The organism is Psychrobacter sp. 1Y4 (assembly GCF_051847555.1).
Map to the genome: position 1 here is coordinate 39118 of NZ_JBPYDE010000006.1, position 24894 is coordinate 64011.

22 protein-coding genes are annotated in these 24894 nt (G+C 42.8%); 6 read left to right on the forward strand and 16 right to left on the reverse strand.

All coding sequences use genetic code 11. The annotated features are described in order from the left end of the window. Positions 1 to 49: 49 nt before the first annotated feature. The 5 genes from ACS8FC_RS06605 to ispF all read right to left on the reverse strand — a co-directional run bounded on the left by ACS8FC_RS06605 (position 50) and on the right by ispF (position 4400). Positions 50 to 259, reverse strand: coding sequence for a ChaB family protein (locus tag ACS8FC_RS06605; RefSeq protein WP_345832169.1), 210 nt, complete (start codon positions 257 to 259; stop codon positions 50 to 52). A 199-nt stretch (positions 260 to 458) separates the two neighbouring features. Beyond that, positions 459 to 2354 carry a tRNA uridine-5-carboxymethylaminomethyl(34) synthesis enzyme MnmG gene (gene mnmG, locus ACS8FC_RS06610; RefSeq protein ID WP_439296238.1) on the reverse strand — a complete coding sequence of 632 codons (1896 nt, stop codon included), beginning with the start codon at positions 2352 to 2354 and terminating at the stop codon, positions 459 to 461. Between the two features lie 302 nt (positions 2355 to 2656). Next, entirely contained in the window at positions 2657 to 3199 is a 543-nt protein-coding gene (locus tag ACS8FC_RS06615; protein WP_439261482.1) for a hypothetical protein, read from the reverse strand. A gap of 201 nt (positions 3200 to 3400) precedes the next feature. Then, positions 3401 to 3751 (reverse strand): Grx4 family monothiol glutaredoxin, encoded by a 351-nt coding sequence (gene grxD, locus ACS8FC_RS06620; protein ID WP_299220350.1) that lies wholly within the window; start codon positions 3749 to 3751, stop codon positions 3401 to 3403. A gap of 145 nt (positions 3752 to 3896) precedes the next feature. Then, a complete protein-coding gene (ispF, locus tag ACS8FC_RS06625; protein WP_439296239.1) occupies positions 3897 to 4400 on the reverse strand; it encodes a 2-C-methyl-D-erythritol 2,4-cyclodiphosphate synthase in 504 nt (167 codons plus the stop codon). A gap of 332 nt (positions 4401 to 4732) precedes the next feature. Here ispF and mnmA point away from each other — a divergent pair, with 332 nt between their 5' ends. The 3 genes from mnmA to purB all read left to right on the forward strand — a co-directional run bounded on the left by mnmA (position 4733) and on the right by purB (position 9323). Next, on the forward strand, positions 4733 to 5845 hold the full coding sequence (gene mnmA, locus ACS8FC_RS06630; protein ID WP_439296334.1) for a tRNA 2-thiouridine(34) synthase MnmA: 1113 nt from the start codon (positions 4733 to 4735) through the stop codon (positions 5843 to 5845). 67 nt (positions 5846 to 5912) lie between these two features. Further along, positions 5913 to 7787 (forward strand): hypothetical protein, encoded by a 1875-nt coding sequence (locus tag ACS8FC_RS06635; protein WP_439296240.1) that lies wholly within the window; start codon positions 5913 to 5915, stop codon positions 7785 to 7787. A 144-nt stretch (positions 7788 to 7931) separates the two neighbouring features. Continuing rightward, entirely contained in the window at positions 7932 to 9323 is a 1392-nt protein-coding gene (gene purB, locus ACS8FC_RS06640) for an adenylosuccinate lyase (RefSeq protein WP_439261485.1), read from the forward strand. 165 nt (positions 9324 to 9488) lie between these two features. Here the strand turns inward: purB and ACS8FC_RS06645 are convergent, their stop codons facing one another. Then, entirely contained in the window at positions 9489 to 9680 is a 192-nt protein-coding gene (locus ACS8FC_RS06645) for an NF038104 family lipoprotein (protein ID WP_439261486.1), read from the reverse strand. A gap of 182 nt (positions 9681 to 9862) precedes the next feature. On the opposite strand from ACS8FC_RS06645, the gene ACS8FC_RS06650 reads away from it, so the two are divergent. Beyond that, complete coding sequence (locus ACS8FC_RS06650) at positions 9863 to 11035, forward strand: JmjC domain-containing protein (protein ID WP_439296241.1); 1173 nt, start codon at positions 9863 to 9865, stop codon at positions 11033 to 11035. A gap of 106 nt (positions 11036 to 11141) precedes the next feature. Here the strand turns inward: ACS8FC_RS06650 and ACS8FC_RS06655 are convergent, their stop codons facing one another. After that, positions 11142 to 12563 carry an SLC13 family permease gene (locus ACS8FC_RS06655; RefSeq protein ID WP_439261488.1) on the reverse strand — a complete coding sequence of 474 codons (1422 nt, stop codon included), beginning with the start codon at positions 12561 to 12563 and terminating at the stop codon, positions 11142 to 11144. A 398-nt stretch (positions 12564 to 12961) separates the two neighbouring features. Between ACS8FC_RS06655 and ACS8FC_RS06660 the strand changes: the two genes are divergently transcribed. Beyond that, complete coding sequence (locus ACS8FC_RS06660) at positions 12962 to 13126, forward strand: hypothetical protein (RefSeq protein WP_299220329.1); 165 nt, start codon at positions 12962 to 12964, stop codon at positions 13124 to 13126. A 60-nt stretch (positions 13127 to 13186) separates the two neighbouring features. Here the strand turns inward: ACS8FC_RS06660 and ACS8FC_RS06665 are convergent, their stop codons facing one another. After that, positions 13187 to 13888 carry a YoaK family protein gene (locus ACS8FC_RS06665; RefSeq protein WP_439296242.1) on the reverse strand — a complete coding sequence of 234 codons (702 nt, stop codon included), beginning with the start codon at positions 13886 to 13888 and terminating at the stop codon, positions 13187 to 13189. A gap of 110 nt (positions 13889 to 13998) precedes the next feature. Continuing rightward, a complete protein-coding gene (locus ACS8FC_RS06670) occupies positions 13999 to 14808 on the reverse strand; it encodes an enoyl-ACP reductase FabI (protein ID WP_299220323.1) in 810 nt (269 codons plus the stop codon). A 343-nt stretch (positions 14809 to 15151) separates the two neighbouring features. Between ACS8FC_RS06670 and folE the strand changes: the two genes are divergently transcribed. Then, the gene (gene folE / locus ACS8FC_RS06675; protein ID WP_439296243.1) at positions 15152 to 15748 is read left to right on the forward strand and encodes a GTP cyclohydrolase I FolE; all 597 of its coding nucleotides are present in this window, start codon (positions 15152 to 15154) and stop codon (positions 15746 to 15748) included. A gap of 238 nt (positions 15749 to 15986) precedes the next feature. Here the strand turns inward: folE and msrB are convergent, their stop codons facing one another. From msrB to gloB, 7 genes are all read right to left on the reverse strand, one after another. After that, complete coding sequence (msrB, locus tag ACS8FC_RS06680) at positions 15987 to 17216, reverse strand: peptide-methionine (R)-S-oxide reductase MsrB (protein WP_439296244.1); 1230 nt, start codon at positions 17214 to 17216, stop codon at positions 15987 to 15989. A 177-nt stretch (positions 17217 to 17393) separates the two neighbouring features. Beyond that, on the reverse strand, positions 17394 to 18710 hold the full coding sequence (locus tag ACS8FC_RS06685) for an iron-containing alcohol dehydrogenase (RefSeq protein WP_439296245.1): 1317 nt from the start codon (positions 18708 to 18710) through the stop codon (positions 17394 to 17396). A gap of 158 nt (positions 18711 to 18868) precedes the next feature. Further along, positions 18869 to 20083 carry a low temperature requirement protein A gene (locus ACS8FC_RS06690; RefSeq protein ID WP_439261492.1) on the reverse strand — a complete coding sequence of 405 codons (1215 nt, stop codon included), beginning with the start codon at positions 20081 to 20083 and terminating at the stop codon, positions 18869 to 18871. A 56-nt stretch (positions 20084 to 20139) separates the two neighbouring features. Continuing rightward, positions 20140 to 21822, reverse strand: coding sequence for an ABC transporter ATP-binding protein (locus tag ACS8FC_RS06695; protein WP_439261493.1), 1683 nt, complete (start codon positions 21820 to 21822; stop codon positions 20140 to 20142). Between the two features lie 31 nt (positions 21823 to 21853). Beyond that, positions 21854 to 22936 carry an ABC transporter permease gene (locus tag ACS8FC_RS06700; protein ID WP_439261494.1) on the reverse strand — a complete coding sequence of 361 codons (1083 nt, stop codon included), beginning with the start codon at positions 22934 to 22936 and terminating at the stop codon, positions 21854 to 21856. Continuing rightward, entirely contained in the window at positions 22936 to 24009 is a 1074-nt protein-coding gene (gene yejB, locus ACS8FC_RS06705) for a microcin C ABC transporter permease YejB (protein WP_439296246.1), read from the reverse strand. Before yejB ends, ACS8FC_RS06700 begins: the two co-directional genes overlap by 1 nt. Before the next feature lie 42 nt (positions 24010 to 24051). Beyond that, positions 24052 to 24831, reverse strand: a complete 780-nt coding sequence (gene gloB, locus ACS8FC_RS06710; RefSeq protein WP_439296247.1) for a hydroxyacylglutathione hydrolase — start codon at positions 24829 to 24831, stop codon at positions 24052 to 24054. Between the last annotated feature and the right edge of the window lie 63 nt (positions 24832 to 24894).

The window sequence follows — 24894 nt, forward strand, 5'->3', positions numbered from 1 at the left end:
GTCAGATTAAATAATAGTGGAGTAAAATATTATAGAGTGTACTACATCTTTATTTATGATCTGGTTTTTTTACCCACTTACCATCAGCATTTTTTTCGTAGACATTTTCGACGGCTGCCCATGCCGTCGCAAACCAGCGAGACTCATCATCGTACTGCTCACTTGCACTATTGAAGGCTGCACGAAAAATTTCTTGTGCATGTTTGGGTAAATTGTCTTTTACCGCATCTGGTAAGTCTGATAAATTATCATAAGGCATAACGTTACTCCTTATTTATATTTGACTAGTATTATTTCTTACTAAACCAAAGTATAACAGTACCAAGCTGTTTTTAAATTGTTAAACATATAAACAGAAAAAAACCCACAATAAAAGATTATTGTGGGTTTTTCTACAGACTGCAAATGTTGATGCGCTATCTAAGTGTTAACGCACTATTATCAGTCATGTACTATTATTAAGAACCTAATGCCGCTTTTGCTTTTTTCTGCTTTTTGACAGTCATCGCCAACAGTTGAACGGCAGCAGGAGTCACACCGCTTACGCGCCCAGCTTGAGCTAAGGTCGAAGGACGCACTTGTGTAAGCTTTTGCACGATCTCATTTGATAACCCTGACACAATACTATAGTCAAAATCCTCAGGCAATTTAGTATTCTCTAAGCGCTTCATTTGTTCAATCTCATCAGACTGACGATCAATGTAGCCTGCGTATTTGACAGAAATCTCAATCTGCTCACCTACTTGCGCATCGACTTGTGAATCAGTAATAGCAGCGATATCAGCAAAGTGGATTTGTGGACGTTTCATCAAGTCAAAAGCGGTCGCCTCTTTGCTAAGTACCTCGCCTGTTTGCTCAGTAACTTTTTGTCCCAAAGCATTAGCAGGGGTTGCCCACATATCCTTTAAGCGTGAGGATTCTGTCGCAATGGCTTCCATCTTTTCTTGATACGCTTGCCAGCGCTCATCATCAACCAAGCCAAGTTTACGACCAGTCTCCGTCAGACGCTGATCCGCATTGTCTTCACGCAGTAGCAAACGATACTCAGCACGGCTAGTAAACATGCGATACGGCTCGGTAGTACCGTGCGTAATCAAGTCATCGACTAGCACGCCAAGGTAGGCCTCATCACGGCGCGGTGTCCATGTCTCAAACTCGCTATTATTAGTAGTAACTAATGCCGCATTGGTGCCTGCAAGCAAACCTTGCACGCCAGCTTCTTCATAACCCGTCGTACCATTGATTTGACCTGCAAAATATAAGCGATCAATAGATTTGGTCTCAAGGGTTGGTTTTAGATTTTGTGGATCAAAATAATCATACTCAATCGCATAACCGGGACGGGTAATATGGGCATTCTCAAGCCCTTTCATACTATGAATAAATTCAAGCTGCACATCAAATGGCAAGCTGGTTGAGATACCATTTGGATACAACTCATGCGTGGTCAAACCTTCGGGCTCAATAAAAATCTGATGACTGTCTTTGTCAGCAAAGCGGTGAATCTTATCTTCAATGGATGGACAATAGCGCGGGCCTACACCTTCAATTTTGCCAGAGAACATCGGTGAGCGCTCGAGGTTTTCACGGATGATGTCATGGGTGCGTGCATTAGTATGCGTAATATAACAATTAACTTGCTCAGGGTGCATAGAGACATCACCCATATAGCTCATCACTGGTAGTGGCGTATCACCTGGCTGCACCGTCATTACACTAAAGTCTACGCTACGCGCATCAATACGTGCAGGTGTACCTGTCTTTAGGCGCCCTACTGGCAGCTTTAGCTCACGCAAACGATCTGCCAACTTAATAGAAGGCTGATCCCCTGCACGTCCGCCTTTAGAGTTCTCAAGACCTATATGAATAACCCCGCCTAAAAACGTTCCCGAGGTCAAAACGACGGTTTCAGTCTTAAAAACAATACCAGTAGAGGTGACAACCGCAGTCGCACGGCCGTTTTCTACCAAAATATCATCAGCACCTTGTTGAAATAAATCAAGATTGGGCTGATTTTCAAGCGTCGCGCGTACGGCAGCTTTATACAAAATACGATCCGCTTGGGCACGGGTGGCGCGCACGGCAGCGCCTTTGCGGCTATTTAACACGCGAAACTGGATACCTGCCTTGTCTGTCGCTAGTGCCATAGCACCGCCGAGCGCGTCAATCTCACGCACCAAATGCGACTTCCCGATACCGCCAATCGCTGGATTACAGCTCATTTGACCCAACGTCTCAATATTATGCGTCAACAGCAGGGTCTGCGCGCCCATACGTGCAGATGCTAAAGCAGCTTCTGTACCAGCATGACCGCCACCGATCACTATCACGTCGTAATGTTTTGGGTATTGCATGTAAGCCTCGCTTGAATGACAAAGTTTTTGACGATAAATAACTGATTTCAACAATTATTTATCGCGCAATGAATGGTCGTCAATCGTATTTTAAGAACAGATGGGAGTATTGTTAAAAACTGGTATCTTTAAAAACAGTTATCTAAATAAAGATACTAAAAAACAGCTGCTAATTATAACAATTTTTGCGCACTTAAAAAACGTTGCGTCAAAAACGATTAAAATTAACTTATCGTTGTAAAATTTAGGCTATAAGAGCCAGTTACTTACCAACCAGTTAACGATTAGTGACCCTCATCATTTTAGTTTGCATTGTTGCCAGGACTTAACGGTACAATACGATCTGCTTGATTGCTAGCTAGCATATGATGGCTGCCATAGCCTTCTGGATTGATCTGCAAATAAGCATTCATCTGGCCAATAGCATCACCATCGTTACTGGCTAAAATATACTCTTTTATCATATCAACAGGTGGTAATGGTAAGTTTTTGAGTAGGGCCAAACGCTGATCGTTGTCGCCTTTATTGACGACCAGCTCAATAAGCTGGCGCGCATCAATGGGTAAATCTGGCGTATTTTGCGCCAGCAATGCCAAATGATAAGCGCCCGCTGTGTCTTGATCAGCTACCACTCGCTGCTCAATGGCAACATAAGTCGCTTCTGTAGCACCGCCTGCCACACTCAGTTGATGAATACATCTAAGTGCAGAGTTTGGCTCATTGCCTGCCATCTCAATAAGGCGTAGAGACTCAGCTTTTAGATGTTCACGGCGCTTCTCAATGGCAGTTTGTTCTGTCGCTTCTTGCTGCTTAGCTGAGGCATCTTGTTTTGATTGGTCATTCATAAGTATCTCTTATTATCTAAATTGTATGTATCTTAACCACTATATGGGGCTAAAACCGATAAAAACAACAAAGTACATAGACAACAAAAACCCGAGCAACTATATCAGTTACTCGGGTTTGCAATGCCAAAAAATACAAATCACTTATTTAAACAATAAAGTAGTTTTGGACAACAAAGTGGTCCAAAAAAATGTAGATCATTAAGCAGCAGGGCTGTTTGCTTCAACCAACGGCTTAAGCTCACCTGATTGATACATCTCAAGAATGATATCTGATCCGCCCATCAACTCACCATCAATCCATAACTGTGGAAACGTTGGCCAGTTACCAACTTTCGGTAACGTCGCACGGATTTCTGGATTTTCCAAAATGTTAACAAACGCGAATGGACGACCAATTTGGGTCAACACTTCAATAGAACGTGCTGAAAAACCACACTGCGGAAATTGCGGTGTGCCTTTCATATATAAGATAACTTTATTGTCTTTAATTTGATCACGAATCAATTGTTCAACATCGTTTGCAGCGGTATTCGGGGTTTGTTCACTCATAAAAGCTCCTATTGATTAAAGCGGTTCATTAAAATAGACATCAATACAAAATAATTGGATGAAGAGTTGCTTCATACATGGGGCAACCATTACAGTATTGCAAGTCACGTACTTTTCAGTTTGGCCAATTTTTGTACGAATAAAATTAACTGGGTTCGACAACAGTGGGAACCAATAATACCACGGCGCTGGCCATAATCCCTTCTTGTCGACCGGTAAAGCCAAGTTTTTCTGTCGTCGTGGCTTTAATGCTGACATTGCTAATGACCGTTTGCAAATCACTGGCGATATTTTCGCGCATAGCCAGGCTATGAGGAGCAAGTTTTGGGCGCTCACACATCACCGTAATATCGGCATTACCTAACATGTAACCTGCTTCTTGAACTTTACTATAGACATAGCGTAGTAACACCCTTGAATCCAAACCTGCATGGGCTGCATCCGTATCTGGAAAGTGCTGACCAATATCGCCAAGCGCTAATGCACCTAATAGCGCGTCTGCAAGTGCATGTAGCACCACATCACCATCTGAATGTGCCAGTAAGCTATGACTGTGCTCAATAGGCACGCCCGCTAGTATGACATATTGTTGTTGCTGACCATTGTTATGAAACGCGTGGACATCAATACCCTGACCAATTTTTATCATTACTATTCCAAAATAAGCGTGATTAAAATAATTTAAAACTACTATCTGAATTTTACAAGCAGTAAGATGCCATAGGTCGCCATCAGTTTCAATTAGCTGGTATAATATAGCCCTTATTTTATCATCATATCTACTCTAAAAATAAACTGAATCCAAAAGATAAAATGACGTTGCGTCATCTTAAACGTTGAATAAAGTATAAAAAGTTGAGCCGTTCTATGTCAGTCATGCCAAATACATCAAGCATACCCGTTTCTGTTTCTTTCAGCGCCCAGCGCCCTCTGACGCTCGCTGATATCGACAATCCAAGCACCAAGCATGTGATCGTTGGCATGTCAGGTGGTGTCGATTCTTCTGTATCAGCCGTCCTACTCCAGCAAGCAGGCTTTAAGGTGGAAGGGCTGTTTATGAAAAACTGGGAAGAGGATGATGGCACCGAATACTGTACAGCTATGGACGACTTAGCCGACGCGCAAGCAGTGTGTGACAAAATCGGTATTAAATTGCATACAGCCAACTTTGCCATGGAATACTGGGATCGCGTATTTGAGCATTTTTTAGCGGAATACAAAGCTGGCCGCACGCCTAATCCTGACATCTTATGTAATAAAGAGATCAAATTTAAGGCGTTCTTAGATTATGCCCTAACCCTTGGTGCTGATTATATTGCCACCGGTCACTATACACGCCGTAGTGTCAATTATACCAATGCCGATGGTACGCTCGTTGCACAGCTACTGCGCGGACTCGATAACAATAAAGACCAAAGCTACTTTTTACATGCGGTTGGCGGTGACAAAATTGCCAAGACCTTGTTTCCAGTTGGTGAGCTTGAAAAACCAGTCGTACGTCAAATTGCTGAAGAACATGATCTAGCTACCGCTAAAAAGAAAGACTCGACGGGCATTTGCTTTATTGGTGAGCGTCGTTTTAAAGACTTCTTGCAGCAGTACTTGCCTGCCCAAAAAGGCGATATTATCACTGACGATAATAAAGTGATTGGCACTCATGATGGGTTGATGTATTACACGTTAGGTCAGCGTGGCGGTATCGGTATCGGCGGTGTTAAAGATCGTCCAGAAGAACCATGGTTTGTACTAGCAAAAGACTTGGACAAAAACCGTTTGATCGTTGGTCAAGGCCACGCGCATCCGATGCTCATGAGTAATGAGCTGCAAGCTTATAAGCTCGACTGGATTGATGGTCTGCCACCTACGGATATATTTAGAGCTGAAGGTTTACGTTGCATGGCAAAATCGCGCTATCGTCAACCAGATCAAGCCTGCCATGTATTTGCAGTAAATGCTGACGGCACTGAAGTCCGCGTCGTGTTTGATGAACCGCAACGTGCAGTCACTCCAGGTCAATCAGCAGTCTTCTATATTGACGAGGTTTGTTTAGGTGGCGGCGTGATTGCATCTATTGATGCGCCTTGTGGGTTTTAAGACTAATCATTATTTATCAGTGCTCGTTATCAATTAATATTTTCTAGATATGTTTGTGGGATATTTCATGACTGGCCGTTTCATTCCTGTTTTTAACATTGTAAAACCTTATTCAACATGGAAAAAACATGTCATTGCTTTTGTCGTTATTACCACACCTTTAATGGCGCAAGCTAACCCTACAGGTTTTGGAAAATTTACTCGCGACACAAATACGATCGCAGGTAGTATTGCTTCAGGTACTTACAGAACAGCAGCAAATGCTACTGGTAAGTTTAAGGTTACTGCAGGACCGTCAAACGGTTATAACGGCTCTAGTGTTACAGTTGGAGACAACGGTGTTGAAATTAAAAATGAGTCCAACGCTGGTAGCGACAGAGATAAATTTACCTATACGATAACTATTACGCCTGATGACATCACTTCTTTACATACCATAAAAATTGGTCAAACCAGCTATACCACAGGTGGTAACTCTGAGATTGCCCGCCAAACACTAAGTTTTACTGAAAACACTCAGATCAACCTGCCTGTACAAGCGACGGTTAGAGAAAATCCCGATGTTGGCTACTTTTTTGGTGCCATGGGTGATTACTTTATGGGCAAAAAACTGGCAGGAAATAGTTTTAGTTCCAATAATACGATAAGTCGACCACAATTGCGTGTTGATAGCTCAAATGGTGGGGATAGTGGTTTGTATTATTATGGAATCACTGCACTTAACGGTAGCGGCAATAGCAGCTCGTTTACGCCTACTACCAATGCTAATGGACAAGTATCTTTTGCATCTGGTCAAAAAAGAGGTACCTTGCCCCCTACGCCTACCTTTACCAATATTCTAAAAGAAACCTCTACCAACCCCAATAACCAAAACACGTATGCTTCTCTCAATACCAGCACCGTTATCCCTAATAACGGTAGCTACGTCAGCTATGGGATTGAAAACTCAAAAAGCAATTATGTAGTCGCAGTTAGGAATGCAGAGTCTGTAACTTTAACGTACGAAGGTATCATGAAAGGCAATAGTGCTATTGAGGCCGATGTAGTTGGTGAAAGTTATAATGAGTGGATTAGCTTTGGAGTAGAGAGCGAACCATATTACTATGTTTTTTCTGGTATAGTATTTGGTGACAATGGCGGTATTACTGCTGCAGAGGCAGATGCTAGTAACGCAAACATAACAAGCGGTGCCTACAGCAACAAACCTAATTATTTCAATGGTCTATTTAACAGCGCTTCTGAATCTGGTATTGCTGGTAGCATAGTCAAAATAGTCAATAACTGTGATAACCCAACCATAACTTACGCCACACAATCTGTAGAAAAGTCCGGCAACGCTATTGGCAAATATCAAATTAAAATACCTATTACTAACTTAAATGGCCAAGGTAATGTTTGCCTTTTAGAAGAAAGAAGCGACACTATTTATCCTATTCGTACGACGACTAATAAAAAGGCTATTACGTTAGAGAATGCGAAATATGAGTATCAAAACAATAACTTTGGTAGAGTTATTGATCAAAACGTAGCTTTAGTGCTAGAAAAAGAACAGGCTGCTAATGACTGCAAAGTGACTGATATTACCAGTCTCACTTATAGCAAAGACCCCCTTTCTAGCTCAGAGACTGGCGCAGGCGCAGATATTAAGCCTGGGAATTGCATTGCTTATAAGATTACTGCGACCAACCGTGCCAATATCGATATTAACAATTTCATCATGCACGACATTCTGCAAAAAAAAGGCGACAACAACGCCGCAGTAACGTCGAAACTCGCTGATCCTAGTTATCAGGCAAGCGATTATGCGAACGATAGTGTGCCAATCGGAGAAAACGGAACAGTGAAAACAGTACCTTTAAACTTAAGTGCCAAAACTCATCGTAGTTTTTACTTTAATACTCAGTATGGGACAACGCAATCAGATACTGTCAATACACCTTAAATATAAAGTTATATGAATAGACGGGTTTTTTACATTCACATTTCTGCTATATTACGCGCAACTATTTTTACCCCGTGCTTATATAGCAATTTTTAGTAGCTACACCTTTGCAATTTTTTATCTCATAACTATCGAGGCATCACTATGACTCCACTTACCGCACTCTCCCCAATCGACGGTCGTTACGCATCCAAAGCCGACAGCTTACGTCCTTATTTGTCTGAATTTGGCTTGATCAAAGCACGCGTCACCGTTGAGATTCGCTGGTTACAGTCATTGGCGGATAATAGCGCAATCGGTGAATTATCAGCATTTGATACAGATACCAATGCCTTTTTAAATAGCATTGTTGATGACTTTAGTGAAGCGGATGCACAAGCAATCAAAGACATCGAAGCAACGACCAATCACGATGTAAAAGCGGTTGAGTACTTTATCAAAGACAAATTTCGTGGTCAGGATGCCTTAATTGACTCACTTGAGTTCATTCACTTTGCCTGTACTAGTGAGGACATTAACAACTTATCGTACGCATTGATGCTAAAAGATAGCCGCGAGCTTGTGGTTGCAAAAATGCAGCAAGTGACCGACAGTATCGCCGACCTAGCCATTGCGCACGCCGATCAGCCAATGCTCTCACGTACTCACGGTCAAACTGCCAGCCCAACGACACTAGGTAAAGAGATGGCAAACGTGGCTTATCGCCTCGCCCGCCAAATCAAGCAAATTGGTCAGGTTGAGCTACTTGGTAAAATCAATGGCGCAGTCGGTAACTATAACGCGCATTTATCAGCCTATCCTGATGTAGACTGGGCTATGCATGCAGAGCAATTTATTAATGAGCGCCTTGAGCTGACCTTTAACCCTTATACGACGCAAATCGAGCCACATGACTATATCGCCGAGTTGTTTGATGCTGTAAAGCGTTTTAATACGGTATTGATCGATTTTAACCGTGATATTTGGCAATATATTAGCTTAGGCTATTTTAAGCAGCGTCTAAAGGACGGTGAAGTTGGCTCATCTACCATGCCGCATAAAGTTAATCCCATTGATTTTGAAAATTCAGAAGGCAACTTGGGCGTGGCCAATGCCATGCTCGCACATTTGGGCGAAAAACTGCCGATCTCACGTATGCAGCGCGATCTATCAGACTCGACCGTACTACGTAATATCGGTGTTGGTCTGGCGCAAAGCATGATTGCATTTGATGCTTGCCTAAAAGGCGTAGGCAAACTTGAATTAAATGCGCAGCGTTTGAATGATGACCTTGACCAAGCACAAGAAGTATTGGCAGAGCCGATTCAAACGGTCATGCGTCGCTACCGCGTTGAGAACCCTTATGAGAAACTCAAAGCCCTAACTCGTGGCAATGCCATGACTCGCGAAGCGATGCTAACGTTCGTTGACAGTGACGAGTTGGCAGCCGTTAGCGATGCTGATAAAGCACGTCTACGTGAGCTCACACCAGCGACCTATACTGGTAATGCCGCTGAGCAAGCACGCGCTATTAAAGACTGGATTGCCAAGCTTTAGTAGCAGTTAAGCTAATACTAAAAAATAGGAGCGTGCAAAATGATTTACACGCTCCTATTTCGATAATAGTACTGTCTTACTAAGTTTTTATCTTAATAAGTGATAACCTTACTTTGAAAACTATGATTGATTTTAATTCAAACTCCATAGTCGATAAGTAAGGTTTTACTTTTTATCCTTTTTATCATCGTCGTCACTGTCACCTGGTATGATGGCTTTGCCGACCGCAACCGTACCTTTGACCACGCCTTTGGTGGTTTTATAGGCAACTTTAGCAGGTACCGTTACTATCTTATGTACACAAGCTTGAAGGAAGAATACGCTTGCGATAATGACGATAAATTGTAATTTTTTCATAAATGTCCTACGATTAATGGGATGTTCTGATATGGGATGTTTTGTTAGTAGTCACTAGTACTGTAATACTAGCGACTGTCATACTCTGTATCAGATAGGCGATAATCATAAACTATTAAAACCGTCCTATAAAGCACTCCTTACTATTAATCTTATACCCATTTTTAAATATGGATTTACCAATGACCACAATTCCTCTTTGTTTACCCGACTCTATTACTCCCGAGCAGTTCTTGAACGAGTATTGGCAAAAAAAACCGTTACTTATTAAGCAAGGTTTACCGCAACTGATCGATATGTTTGAGCAAGAAGATATGCTCGATCTTGCTTTGGAAGAAGATGCTTCAGCGCGCCTATTGACTCAAGCTACGACTAAGCAAGAAGGCGAAGCGCAATGGCAACTCAAAAAGAGTCCGCTAATCGAAACAGATTTTGCTAATTTGCCAAAACAGTGGACCGTGTTAGTACAGAATATGGAACAGTGGTCTCCTGAGCTTGGAAAGCTTTGGCAAGCATTTGACTTTATTCCGCAGTGGCAACGCGACGATATTATGGTCTCGTACGCGCCTGCAGGCGGCTCAGTCGGCAAGCACTATGATGATTATGATGTGTTTTTGGCACAAGGGTTTGGGCCGCGCCGTTGGCAGCTCGGTAAGTTTTGTGACAAAGACACTGAGTTTGTCGCAGATGAGCCGATTCGACTTTTTGATGATATGGGCGAGATTATCTTTGATGAGATATTAGAAGCGGGTGACGTACTTTATGTACCACCAAAACTCTCGCATTTTGGGGTAGCACAAGACGACTGCCTGACGTTTTCATTTGGCTGTCGTCGTCCAAACCTTATGCAAATCATCGACAGCATGGCCGATATCGCGACCAACGACAGCGATTTATTTGTCCCAATGCTACTGCCGCAAGCGCTACAAGCATCAGGTGAACTACAAGCAGATAGCATTGGTGCGATTAAAAAACAGCTATTACAAATGCTGCAGTCTGAGCGCGGTGACGACATCATTCGTCAAGCCGTGTCTGAAGTGGTGAGCAAACGTCAATACGATGCGCTGGTTCCAGAGGAGACATTGGAGACTGACGAGCTGATGCAAGCGTTATCTGATGGGGCAACACTGCAGGCAGATTATAGTAATCGCCTACTCTATAGCCAAAATGACAATGACATCACGCTATATGCCAATGGTCAACGCCTTGATGGTATCGATAAGGCAACAGCGGCCATACTAATACGATTGGCAAATGGCGAGCATCTGCGTTATCAAGATGTTGCAGATGTCGATCCAGACGAGTTAAGCGAATGGCTTGAGAATGGCTGGGTGTGGCTGGATTATTCTGAGTAGCCTTTAATGAGGCTGTACAAACAGCTGACTGATACGAAATCAGCATTATATAAAAAAACCGATAACTGAGCCTTCAGATATCGGTTTTTTGTTATCTAACATATGGTTAAATCAGAAAAAAGTACGCCCAAAGACCGATTATAAAGGTGGCAATAATATTCAATACCACACCTGTACGAATCATCTCTGACTGTTTTATCAGACCAGTACCGAAGACAATTGCGTTCGGCGGCGTCGCTACCGGTAGCATAAAGGCGCACGATGCACCAATACCGATGACCAACACTAGCACCTCATGTGGCAAGCCCATCTGTTCAGCGATAGCAGCGAATACTGGCACCAATAGCGCTGCGGATGCTGTATTAGATGCAAACTCTGTTAAAAAGATAATAAATGCTGAAATTGCAATCATCACCAAAATAATAGGCGCCGAGGATAAAGCGTTAGCGACTGTTTCACCAAGCACTAACGATGCACCAGAGACTTTTAACACTGTCGATAACGCAATACCGCCACCGAATAGCATGAGTACGCCCCAGTCAGTATTATCTGATACTTGTTTCCAAGATACCAAGCCCAAGCTAACCACCGCTGCCGCTGCGGACAAGGCAATAATAGCATCAGTGTCGGCAATATCGAGTGCGGCACCAATTTTTTTGGAAAATATCCAGCTAAGTGCTGTTATGATAAAGACAATAATAGTCAATACACGTGGTTTGTTCCATTTGATAGGTGCTTCTTGTGCAACCGTAACTTTACGGTTTAGATTGGGTTTGAGCACAAAGTACATAGCACCTAACAATAATGGCAATAGCACCAACATCATCGGCACGCCAAACTTCATCCAATCGACAAAAGCAATGTCCAAGGCTTTTGCAGCGATAGCGTTAGGCGGTGAGCCGACGATAGTACCCAGACCACCCAGGCTGGCAGAATAAGCGATACCTAATAATACAAACACAAAGGTACCACGATCTTTTTCACGATCGACCTGCGTTAAAATACCAAGGGCCAATGGCAACATCATTGCAGCAGTCGCTGTATTCGATATCCACATTGATAAAAATGCGGTCACGCCGAATATTAAAAAGACCGCTGTGCCAAGATTACCACCAGACATCGATAGTATCTTGAGGGCAATTTTTTTGTCCAACTGCTGGACATGTAGAGCTGCCGCCAAGGCAAAACCACCAAAAAACAGATAGATAATCGGACTTGCAAAGCTTTGTAACCCTATTTTTGCATCAAATTCAGGTATACCGATTAGTGCGCCTACCACCACTACTAAAAGAGCAGTAATCGTTACGTGTACCGCTTCAGTTAGCCATAATACGCCGATAAAAAACAGCATAGCGAGGCCTTTATTAGCATTTATATCAAACGATAATACGTTGTATATAACCATACTAATAATCGCAGCAACGGCGACCACTATCAGCCCTTTACCCGTACCTTTTGGAAAGGTATCGGTAAATAAATACTCATTGCCATCATCAGGAAGATGGCTATCTAGTTTTTGCTCTGACATAAAGTATCCTTATTGCGCCCAGAGACATTATTGAAAGTCATAAAAATGAAAACGTACTTTGATAACTAGTTATACTTTTGTAGCACTGTTAAAAATACGTGGCTATAATAACAGAGTTTGGTCTGACAGTATTTTTGTTATAATTACAAAAAGCGTTGTTTTTAAAATACATTAATTATTTTTTGACTACTAATACTCCTTGTATTCTCTACTTATTCAGCGTTACACATCGTCACCAAATTGGTTCAGTCCAACGCTATACAAGCACTCAAAGATTACTCATACTAACTGAGTAGATTAATATGACTCATATGAATAATATTAATTCAGTGATATGAGTAACTTTTATAGAATGTTGTAGCTGTGCTATAAGACATTAAGATAAAAAGGAGTATCCCATGGCTAATCGTGAAAAAGCCGACGCAACCACTAAAATGGCACCGAAAGATATTAATCAAGATGGTCTTGATAAAGAAGATCAACAGCGTACTGATGATTGCGTGCTTGATATGATGCAAGGTTTGCATGAGCATGAAGATCATGAAGAAGACAAGGAAAAGTAAAAGCTGTATCTATAGCTTACATACAGGTCTTGTTTGATTTATCAATATAAATAAGAGCGTCTATCGTTTCGGTAGACGCCCTTGTCGTATCGGATCTCTCGTTTCTGGCAAACGATCCGAAGCACGGTTATAGACAATTGCAGCTATCAAGACAATACTTACTGGCAATAAGAGTGCGCCATATCCGACGCTAGCGTATAAGAATGCTCCTACAACGCTGCCGCCACAAAAGCAATACCAAATAATGGCCTGAAAGCCAAGCGTTGGCTTACTGATTGGTCGTCCTGCCAGCCAATTACCAATCGCTGCCCCCATATCTGATGTCAAGCCTGTCAAATGTGTGGTACGAATTACCGCGCCGCTATAAGTCGCTACCATCGCATTCTGTAATCCACAGGCCATTGCCGCAGTCAACTGTCCTAGATAATCGTGCTGTTGATAAAGCCAGTAACTAAGCAATAGTAAAGCTGCTTCAATATACAGCGCACGCCCATAACGTCTCCCTAATTTTAAAGAGGTTTGTCCAATGACAAAGCCGCTCATTATCGCGCCTGCTAAAAAAGACAATAATAGAGCCCCGATATATAAGATACTACGTAGGTCTAGATAGGCGATTGCTGCTGCAAACAAACTCACGTTGCCTGTGACGTGTGACACAGATAATCTAGCAAAGCCCATAAGTGCTGCAGTATTGACACAACCAGCGCTAAACGCTAGTACTGCCCCGCCCCATAATATCCACTTTGGTAGTTTGGTTATCATCTCTATCGCTTAAAGGCTTGTCATAAAAAAGGTAATAGTATAATCAAAAAAGACAGCCAATTGGCTGCCTTTGATATATTAAAAAAGATAGAATCTATACATAAACACTATTATTTTGGCTCTTCATCAAGCATCATCAATTGCTCACTAATAGCGACCGTATTGAATCCTGCATCAACAAACATGATTTCACCAGTAATACCAGATGCCCATGGCGAAAGTAAAAATAACGCCGCATTACCGACTTCCATCTGATTGATATTGCGCTGTAGTGGTGCTATTTTTTCACTAATATCAAGCATTTTACGAAAAGATTTGATACCACTGGCTGCAAGAGTACGAATAGGTCCTGCTGAGATGGCGTTGACACGAATACCCTCACCGCCCATCGAAGTCGCTAAATAACGCACACTGGCCTCTAAGCTGGCCTTAGCCATGCCCATGACATTGTAATTTGGAAGTACTGAAATACTACCTTCGTAAGTCAACGTCAGCATAGAACCATGACGCATAGCCAGTAATTCGCGAGCAGCTTTAGCCAATGCCACAAAGCTATAGCTTGAGATATCATGAGCGATATGACTGCCTTCACGAGTAGTGGCGCTAACAAAATCACCATCTAGCTGGTCCATTGGTGCAAAACCGATCGCATGGACCACGCCATTTATACCATCACCCCAATGATTACTGACTTGTTCAAAACAAGCTGCAATAGAGTCATCTGAAGCCACATCGCACTCTAACACTAAGTCAGCTTCAAACTTCTCAGCTGCCATGTCGACACGCTTTTTAATCTTATCGTTTGGATAAGTGAGGATCAATGATGCGCCCTCACGATGTAACGCTTCTGCAATAGCCCATGCGATAGATAACTTGCTTGCAATCCCAGTTACGACGAAACGTTGTCCTTGCAGTAGCATAATATTTCCTTGTGAATACATTAAAGTAATGAAAGTTGAGGTAAAGTGATTCAACTGATCAATGACGCTACAATAAGAAAAGTAGCAAATGTCATCATAAAAAGATAGCTTATTATACACGATTCAAATTAAGTAAACAGTCGTAAACTAATATCGATTTATATTTACTCTCATATATCAGGCGGTTTAGCATCGTCTATAGCGGTATGAAGTTGCACCGATTTCAAGTATAATCGTAGCCCTTCCCAGCTTGCACATTTTTATAAAAATCCTTTATAACGGTTGTTTATGACCAAGGATTTAGCGTTAAGCTACACCTACATTTTGGATGGCTGCCAAACCTATGAGTAACACCCCAACAATAACTTCAAAATATCAAGAAAGTATCGAATCTTATCGTCAGTTGATTGGCTCAACAGGCGAGGATTTGTCTCGCCCTGGCCTTGAGGATACTCCTGAACGTGCGGCAAAAGCTTTTGCTCATTTAACCCAAGGCTATCATCAAAGCTTAGATGAAGTCGTCAATGATGCCGTATTTCCATCGACCAATCGTGAGCTAGTATTGGTACAAAACATTGAATTTTATTCGCTATGTGAGCATCATATGTTGCCTTTTCATGGTATCGCTCACATTGGATATTTGCCCAATGGATATGTTTTAGGATTGTCAAAATTTGCCCGTATTGTCGATATGTTTGCACGTCGCTTGCAAATCCAAGAAAACTTAAGTGAGCAAGTGGCACAAACCATTATGGATGTAACTGGTTGTCGCGGTGTGGCAGTAGTGATGGATGCATCACACATGTGTATGATGATGCGTGGTGTTAATAAGCAGCATTCCACCACCCGTAGCACAGCGATGCTTGGTGAATATGTACACGATAATCAAGCCCGTAATGAGTTCTTAGGGGCAGTGCCTAAACGTCAACCTGCATTCTAGTTTTCTAATCACTATGGTTAAGATAAATAAAAAGGGCGCTTATGCGTCTTTTTTATTTGTAGCTGCTCTAACATAGCGTACTTTTTCTTTCCTAATAACTCATATAATCAAACACCGCGACATTTCATGCTTGGTGATTAATATTTTCCTATCCTTAATATAATTATAGTAAACAAAAAAATCGCCCACTATGTTATTTAAACAGTAGTGAGCGATTTTAAATTCTAATAAAATAGGGTTAACTAACAGGTTTGACGTCATCAGTCCATTGGCTATAGCCTTCTTTTTCCATTTGCGCTAATGGAATAAAACGCAACGCCGCTGAGTTCATGCAATAGCGTTTGCCAGTAGGTGCTGGGCCATCATCAAAGACGTGACCCACATGCGAGTCAGCATAGCGACTACGAATTTCGGTACGAGTGCCAAATATACCTCGATCTGCTTTTTCTACGACAAGGCTTGTATCAAGCGGTCGAGTAAAGCTTGGCCAGCCTGTACCAGATTTGTATTTATCACGTGAAGAGTACAATGGCTCGCCAGACACCACATCTACATACAATCCAGGCTCTTTATTGTCCCAATAAGCATTATCAAAAGCGCGCTCTGTATCATCTTTTTGCGTGACTTTATATTGAATGTTACTCAGCGATTTTTTTAGCTCATCTTGTGCAGGTTTAACAAAATTATTCGGATTAAAACCCAAGCTTGTTGTCTCTGCCAAAGCGTTCGCTGTCGACTCTTGAGCTACTACTCCTGATTCTGCACTAGTAGAAGTGGGCTTAAACTGACTAAAGTCCAGTTCATAGTCTTTGCCATATACACTTTCGATAAACTGATAGCGACCTGAGTTAAAAGTATAGGCTTTGTAACGTAACGGATTCTTTTTATAGTAATCTTGATGATACTCTTCTGCTGGATAAAATTCGCTGGCAGGAACGATTTCAATCACGACAGGTTTGTCATAGACACCTGAAGCTTGTAGCGACTGCTTAGCCGACTCGGCTATCTGTTTTTCTTGCTCATTTTGGTAAAAAATAGCTGGACGATACTGAGTACCGCGATCGACGAATTGACCTTTACTATCAGTAGGATCAGCGATTCGCCAAAGGGCATTTACGATACCGTTGTAAGTAATTTTCGTTGGATCATAGTACACTTGCGCCGCTTCGGTATGGCCTGTACCGCCTGCTGACACTGTACTGTAAGTTGGATTAGTAGACTGACCACCTGCATAACCAGACACCACCTCGACCACACCTGGTATCTTTTCATAGCCTGCTTCCACACACCAAAAACAGCCGCCAGCTACAGTAGCCACTGCCAAATTTGAATCAATAGGTGCATAAGGGTTATCAACAGGCGTACTTTTTACGGTGGCAGGATTCTCGGTAGAAGCACAGCCGGCATAAAGAGTACTGCTTGCTGCAATAGCCATCATCGCAGCGCTGGCTTTTAATTTACGATTCATAAGAATTCCTAGTAGTAAGGTGATAAAACAGTAAAACCTTTAAAAAACACCCAAAATAGGCAATACCAAAAGATTTCCTTATCGTTGTATATGGAGAACTTTTAATGATTTTTCAACCAATTAAAAATATCCCATATACAAAACTGGCAATGCCTTGTCCTACTCAGAACGAATTAACTATGCAGCTTTATCATTACTTTTATCCTTGTTTGTACAATCCTCACTTGCCTGCTTAATCTTTGTTAACAGGTCTTTGATCTCAGACTTTGATAGATAAATAGGTACTGCATAGGTGTCCCTGACTTCTTTGGCCGCAGCTTTCGCAATACTCTCAAAGTCACTACTTTGCATGCCTTTAACTATTGGATTGATGTTTAAGGTAGCAATCAATTTTCGTACTTCCGCAATAAGATGTTCTGCAATTTTAGCATCGCTATTGGCAGTTTGCCCGTCCTTCACCATGCCTGTTTTTTTGGCCAGCTCTGCCAGTCTTTTTTGGCACGCCTTACGATTGACGTCGAGTACATAAGGTAGGACGATGGCATTGGCACGACCATGAGGAATACCATAATATGCTCCTAACTGGTGAGCGATGGCATGAACATAGCCAAGTCCTGCTTTATTAAAGGCGATACCGCCATAATGCGCTGCTACGCCCATCTGTTCACGGGCTTTTAGATTGCTACCGTCTTCATACACCACTGGTAGATTGTGCATGACAGACTTAACGGCAGAGGCGGCATAATAGTCGGTCTCGACGCTGGCATTGGCACTCATCCAAGACTCTAGCGCATGTGTCAACACATCGATACCGGTATCGGCAGTAATATGTGCTGGCATACCTTGCATAATAGTTGGATCAATAGCCGCTGCTAATGGCACCATCTTTGGGTCGATAGACAAGGCTTTTTGATGGGTTTTATCATCGGATACGACTGCTCCCAACGTCGCTTCTGAACCCGTACCAGCTGTCGTCGGCACACAGTACAGCGGCATAGAAGGTTTTTTTGCTTTAAAAAGACCGATAAGCTGCTGCGGTTTGCAGTTATTGCCTTGTGACATGGCAATCATTTTAGCCGCATCAATGACTGAGCCCCCACCGATAGCAATGATTGCATCGCATTTAGTATCGATAGACTTTTGCAATCCTTCTTCAACGACTTCAAAAGTAGGATCTGGCGTAATCCCATCGTAGACATGATAGCTGATATGCTTACTTTCTAAGTAGTCAGTGACTTTGGCAGGGATACTAAGCTCATTGAGCACTGCATCAGTAACGATAAATACGTTAGTACTCCCTTCATTGATGAGCATGTCGCACAGCTCCTCACAAGAGGTCTCGCCAACGAATAACATTGGTCTTCTGATAGATACCACATAAGAAAAGGCTTTTAACGCCTTAGCGCGAGTCTTAGCAACCGTCAAATAGCCTGCATGCTGTAAACCATTGGTATGTAACAACTTAGCAATAAAGCTTTGTTTTTTTGTGGACATGAAAAAATCCTTTTTAATCATATTATAATTAACTACTGTCTAGTCCCATTGTGACAGTGTATTTCTTTAAATGTAGCTATTATTGTGAACTGATATGTTCTTACTTATCTGACACATCTTTCAAGACAAACAATCGCTCTATTACAGCAAGTTAGCTATTAATCGCTCCTTTTGGTCAACCAATGCTTATTATCTTGACCAAAATACCAAATCATCATTACAGGCGCTAAAATACTCATCCAAATACCATAAGTAATATTTAAACCTTGCGCCACAGCAGTATAACTTAGCCCAATAATGGTTAAAGCAATGACCATTGCAATGACATTATGGCTCGATTTACGGCACATTAACTCTCGCAAGATAGTGAGCGTCAATAAAAATACGCTCAACATACCCATCAACATGCCCATCGCGTACGTCTGTGAGATGACTTGATTTGCGCCATCACTTGTGTCACCCGCTACGGACTCAGTGACCAAATTGAGCATACTGCCTAGACCTGCGATTGAGGCAAAGATAAAAAAATGACCATAACCAAATAAAAACAAGTCATGACGGCGTCGTTCTTTATTTAAAATCGTATCAAAAGGGACGATAAAATATAACCACCATAAAGAGAAAACCAATGCCACTAAGCTTGAACCTAGGAACATAATAGAGCTGGCAGCAGAAGAAGAGTTGGCTAAAAAATATTGAATCGTATTACTAACTCCCACCACACCCTCGCCCAATACGATAATAGTCAATAGACCATAACGCTCGGCAATGTGTCCAGGATGCCAATTATTGAACTGCTCTGAGCGTGCCCATACAGGCATAAGTAACTCTGCTGCGATAAACAGAAATAATGCAGGTGTCTGTAGAGACGTGGGTAAAAACAGCCAAGTTATCCAAAGTGCTTGGAGGGTTAACAAGCCCACCATACTGCGTGCAGCAACCTTTTTATGACCTAGTACTTGTCGATAAACGCGCCACCACTGACTACAACTCGCCAGTCGCATAATGGCATAGCCCATTACCCCAATCCATGTCAGCCCTTGCTCATAAAACTGGTGGATATTAGCGGCTATCATCAATGAGCCAAACATTTGAAACATGACTGATATGCGATAAAACCAATCATCAGGATCATATCCTGAGGCAAACCACGTAAAGCTAGTCCATGCATTCCACAGGATAAAAAATGCCACGATAAAGGTTAAAAATCCTGAAAAGTCATGCTCGCCTAAGCGATTATAAAAACCATTTGCAGCGGCAGCAACGGCAATGACATAGACTAAATCAAACAGCAGCTCAAGCGTGGTTGAAGGTCTATTTGGCTCATTAGTATCTCGTGCTTGGATAGGTTTTATTTTGAGCCTGTCAATCATGTAAGATGTTCCAATTGTTCTAAGATTAGTATATTTGTGCAGTGCTGACTGCTTAGCTATAGCATGCTCGCCTGCAATAGCTGCTGTGCATACGGATGCTTTGGATTATCAAAAACATCTTCGGTAGATCCAGACTCAATGCACATGCCTGCTTTTAGCACCATAATATACTGACACAATGCACGTACGACTTTTAAGTCATGGCTGATAAATATATAACTAATTTGCAGTTTTTCTTGAATCTCTCGTAGCAAGCTGACTACCGTGACTTGTGTAGTGCTATCAAGTGCCGAAGTAGGCTCATCCAGTATCAATAGACTTGGCTGCATAATGAGTGCGCGTGCAAGTGCCACCCGCTGACGCTGCCCACCAGATAGCTCATGTGGATAACGCTGCGCAAACTCAGTTGGCAGATGTACCGTTGCTAAGCTCTCCATCACTGCCTGCTGACGGGATATTTTATCAATGCCTTGTACTAAAAGTCCTTCCTCCACTATCTGCATGACCGTCATGCGAGGGTTAATACTGGCAAAGGGGTCTTGAAATACCATTTGAATCTGCGAGCGAAAGCGGCGTAGATCGCGTTTTGATAATGCTGCGATGTTTTGTCCATTAACTATTGTCTGGCCACCGACTCGCGCTTGATTGCTGAGTAATTGACTTAACGCGAGTGCAATTGTGGTTTTTCCAGAGCCTGACTCACCAACGATACCGAGTGCCTGCCCTTTTTGCAGGTTCATATCGACATTTTTTACCGCATCGAACCAGCGTTTAGTACTTCCGAACAAGCTTTTTTCAATCGGAAACTGTACTTGTAGGTTACTGACTTGCAATACTATTGGTTGCTGCTCATTGTTATCAACCAATAACTCCAATGCTTGCCCAAAATCTTGCTTAATAAGCGAGCGAGTATAGTCGGCTTTAGGCTGACTAAATACCGCTGCAGTTGGCCCCTGCTCGATAGTCTGCCCTTGGCGCATGACGATGACGTCGTTGCTATAGCGTCTAACTAAATTAAGATCATGACTAATTAATATCATCGCCATATTATGCTGACGCTTGAGATCATCTAATAGGGCGAGAATCTCATGTTGCAAGGTGACATCAAGCGCAGTGGTTGGCTCATCAGCGATTAAGATATCTGGCTGCTGCGCTAATGCCATAGCAATCATTACCCGCTGACGTTGACCACCCGATAACTCATGCGGATAACGATTTAGCTTGTCAGCAGGCTCGTTAATATTGACATCGTCTAGCAAAGCGATGCTTCTTTCGCGCCATTGCTTTTTGGCTACACCGCTGAGACGCAGAGACTCTGCGATTTGCTTAGCGACGGTATGTAATGGATTGAGCGCCGTCATTGGCTCTTGAAACACCATGCCGATGCGTTGACCACGAATGGAGCGCAGCGCTGCATCACGTGTTTTATGGTTGCTTATCGGCAATGTAGCCATTCCTGTTGCATCTGCTAACTGCACCTCACCCATGACGCTCAAGCTATCTGGTAACAAGCCCAACAGCCCAAGACTGGCGATCGACTTACCAGAGCCTGACTCACCAACGATGGCTAGCGTTTGTCCTTGCCTAAGCTCATACGATAGTTTATCAACTAAAGGCACACTTGCCGCATTACCTGAAGTCGTCACAATGCTAAGCTCATCTACTATCAGCATGAGCTTATTTTGTGTATTGCTATGATTGTTACCTATAAGGTTATTTTGCTTAGTAGCAGTTATCATGTTAGCGTTTATCACCTTATCAGTTGTCATATCAGGAGTGCCTCGGATCAAAGGCATCACGCAGCGCTTCGCCAACGAAGATGAGCAATGACAAGATAAAAGTCAGACTAAAAAACCCAGATAAGGCCAGCCAAGGCGCATTGAGGTTGTTTTTGCCTTGTACCATCAGCTCACCAAGTGACGGTGAACCAGGCGGTAAACCGTACCCTAAAAAATCTAGCGCTGTTAAAGCAATAATATTAGCCGTTAATATAAATGGCAGCTGCGATAAGCTTGAGGCTAACGCATTGGGTAAGATGTGTCTCATCATAATGTGACGGTCTGACACGCCAAGATTACGAGCAGCACGGACATAATCAAAATTACGCGCGCGTAAAAACTCTGCACGCACCAAACCGACCAGCCCCATCCAACCAAACAGCAGCATCATTGCAAACAGCATCAAGATACTGGGGCTAAATAAGCTGACCAAAATAATAATCATAAACAGCTGAGGCATACCGCCCCACACCTCCATAAAGCGCTGCCCTGCCAGATCTACCCAGCCACCATAATAGCCTTGTATCGCACCGACGATAATGCCAATTAACGCACCCGCCAGCGTCAGAGCCAGACCAAACAACAGCGACACTCGCATGCCATAAAGTATCCGCGCTAGCACATCACGACCCATATCATCAGTACCAAGCCAGTTCTGGCTATTGGGTGCGGCCGGATATGGAATGCCCAGTTCAACGTTTGGCGTCTGGTCGGCAAAGGGAATGGGCGGCATCACGTAATAACCCTGACTGTTAATCAGCGTTTGCACCGCCGGGTCTTTGTAATTGGTTTCGGTCTCAAATACACCGCCAAAAGTCGTCTCAGGATAGGCTTTTAGTACGGGGAAGTAGTAATCGCCTTGATATTGCACCAACAGGGGCTTGTCATTGGCAATCACATTGGCTGCCATACAAATGACAAATATCAGCGCAAAAATAAACAGCGATATGACCCCAAGACGATTATGGCGAAAGCGGTTTAGGCGTGCCTGCCAAATAGGATTTAGGCGGCGTTTTTTTTCTATAGGAATAGAAGATGCGGTTGAGGATGTTGAAGGCAATGGATGACTTGACATTAACGCCCCTCAAAATCAATACGGGGATCGATTAAGTGATAGCTTAAATCACTTATTAACTGTAATAACAGCCCCACCAAAGTAAAAATAAATAAAGTACCAAATATCACTGGATAATCGCGCTGCTGAATGGCTTCAAAACCAAGCAACCCTAGACCATCAAGCTTAAAGATAATCTCAATAAGGAAATTACCAGCAAAGAAAATTCCAACGATAGCCGCTGGAATACCGGCAATGATAATCAGCATCGCATTACGAAAGACATGACCATATAGCACTTGACGTGCGCCCAAGCCTTTTGCTCGCGCGGTTAGCACATATTGCTTACCCAGCTCCTCTAAAAAGCTAAACTTGGTCAAATAGGTTAAACCTGCAAAACCACCAACGGTACTTGCCAGCAGCGGCAGCGCCAGATGCCAAAAGTAATCTTTTACTTTACCAAGTGCGCTTAATTGATCAAAGTTCTCGGAAGTTAATCCTTGCAGTGGAAAGATATTCCAGTAGCTACCACCGGCGAAGAACACCAACAATATGACGGCAAACACAAACACAGGAATCGCATGCCCAATGGCAAGCAGCATAGCAGTGAATTTATCGATACCCGAACCATGATGCATGGCTTTGTAGACGCCAAGTGGAATGGCTATCATATAAATGAGCAATGTACTCCAAAGCCCAAGCGAGATCGATACTGGCAGTTTTTCTATAATGAGGTCGGTCACTGTCTGGCCTTTAAAAAACGACTCACCAAAATCTAACTGGGCGTAATTCTTTAGCATTAGCCAAAAGCGCTCGGGTGCCGATTTATCAAAACCGTACTGCGCATTTATCGCCGCTACCATTTCCTCAGATAGGCCGCGCGTGCCTTGATAGGTACTACTACCGTTGCCGCCTGCACTGCCCGCGCCGATATTACCACCAAGCGCACTGTCTTTTGCACCTTGCTCTATCAGTGCCAGTTGCTGCTCAACAGGACCGCCAGGCGCTGCTTGTACAATCACAAAATTCGCCAGCAATATCAAAAATAGCGTCGGTAATATCAATAGCAACCTTTTTAAGATATAACGACCCATAATGGCAGCTTCCTAGAATAAACAGGTATGACAATTTAGCGTTTAGAAGTTATTTTTAAGCTCACGTAACGCGGCAAATACAGTCAAAGACTTGTCATCTTCGATAGTTACTTTAGACTTCACACCCGTAATCACACTCGGCTCTTGCGTGCGTAAAAACACATTAATTGCGCGCTCGTGCTCCAAAGTGACTGGCAACGTCGGGATGCCTTGTGCGGTTTTCTCTTCTGCTTGTACTAACGCTTGCTGCATCGCTTCATTGTCAGGCTCGATAGAGAGACCAAAGCGCAAGTTGTTGGCGGTATATTCGTGTGCTGGATATAATAACGTCTCAGCTGACAAGCCATTTAAACGCTTAAAGCTGTCATGCAACTGCTCAACCGTCCCAGTAAACACGCGTCCGCAGCCTGCACTAAATAAGGTGTCACCGCAAAAGCAATGCTTGTTGCCATCGACATCTAGTATATAAGCCATGTGGCTGGCGGTATGACCTGAGATATCCCAAACTTGTGCAGAGCAGCCCCAGGCACTTACCGTACTGCCATCTTTGATAGTCTGATCTTCATCTACCGTATGCTCACTATGTGCGACCAGGTGCGTCATCGGATAGGACTCTTGTAGCTCTGCGACACCGCCAATATGATCATGGTGATGATGCGTCGTCCAAATTGACGTTAGCTCTAGCTGATTATCATCCAGATAGGCAATGACAGGCTCAGCTTGACCTGGATCAATGACAATTGCTTGTTTGTTATTTTCATTAATTAATGTCCAGATATAATTATCGTTAAACGCTTTAATTGGGTGAATACGAATACTCATATTGAATCCTTACCTGTAGGTATCTTTATTACTAATGTTTTTTATCAAAATTTTGATATGAAA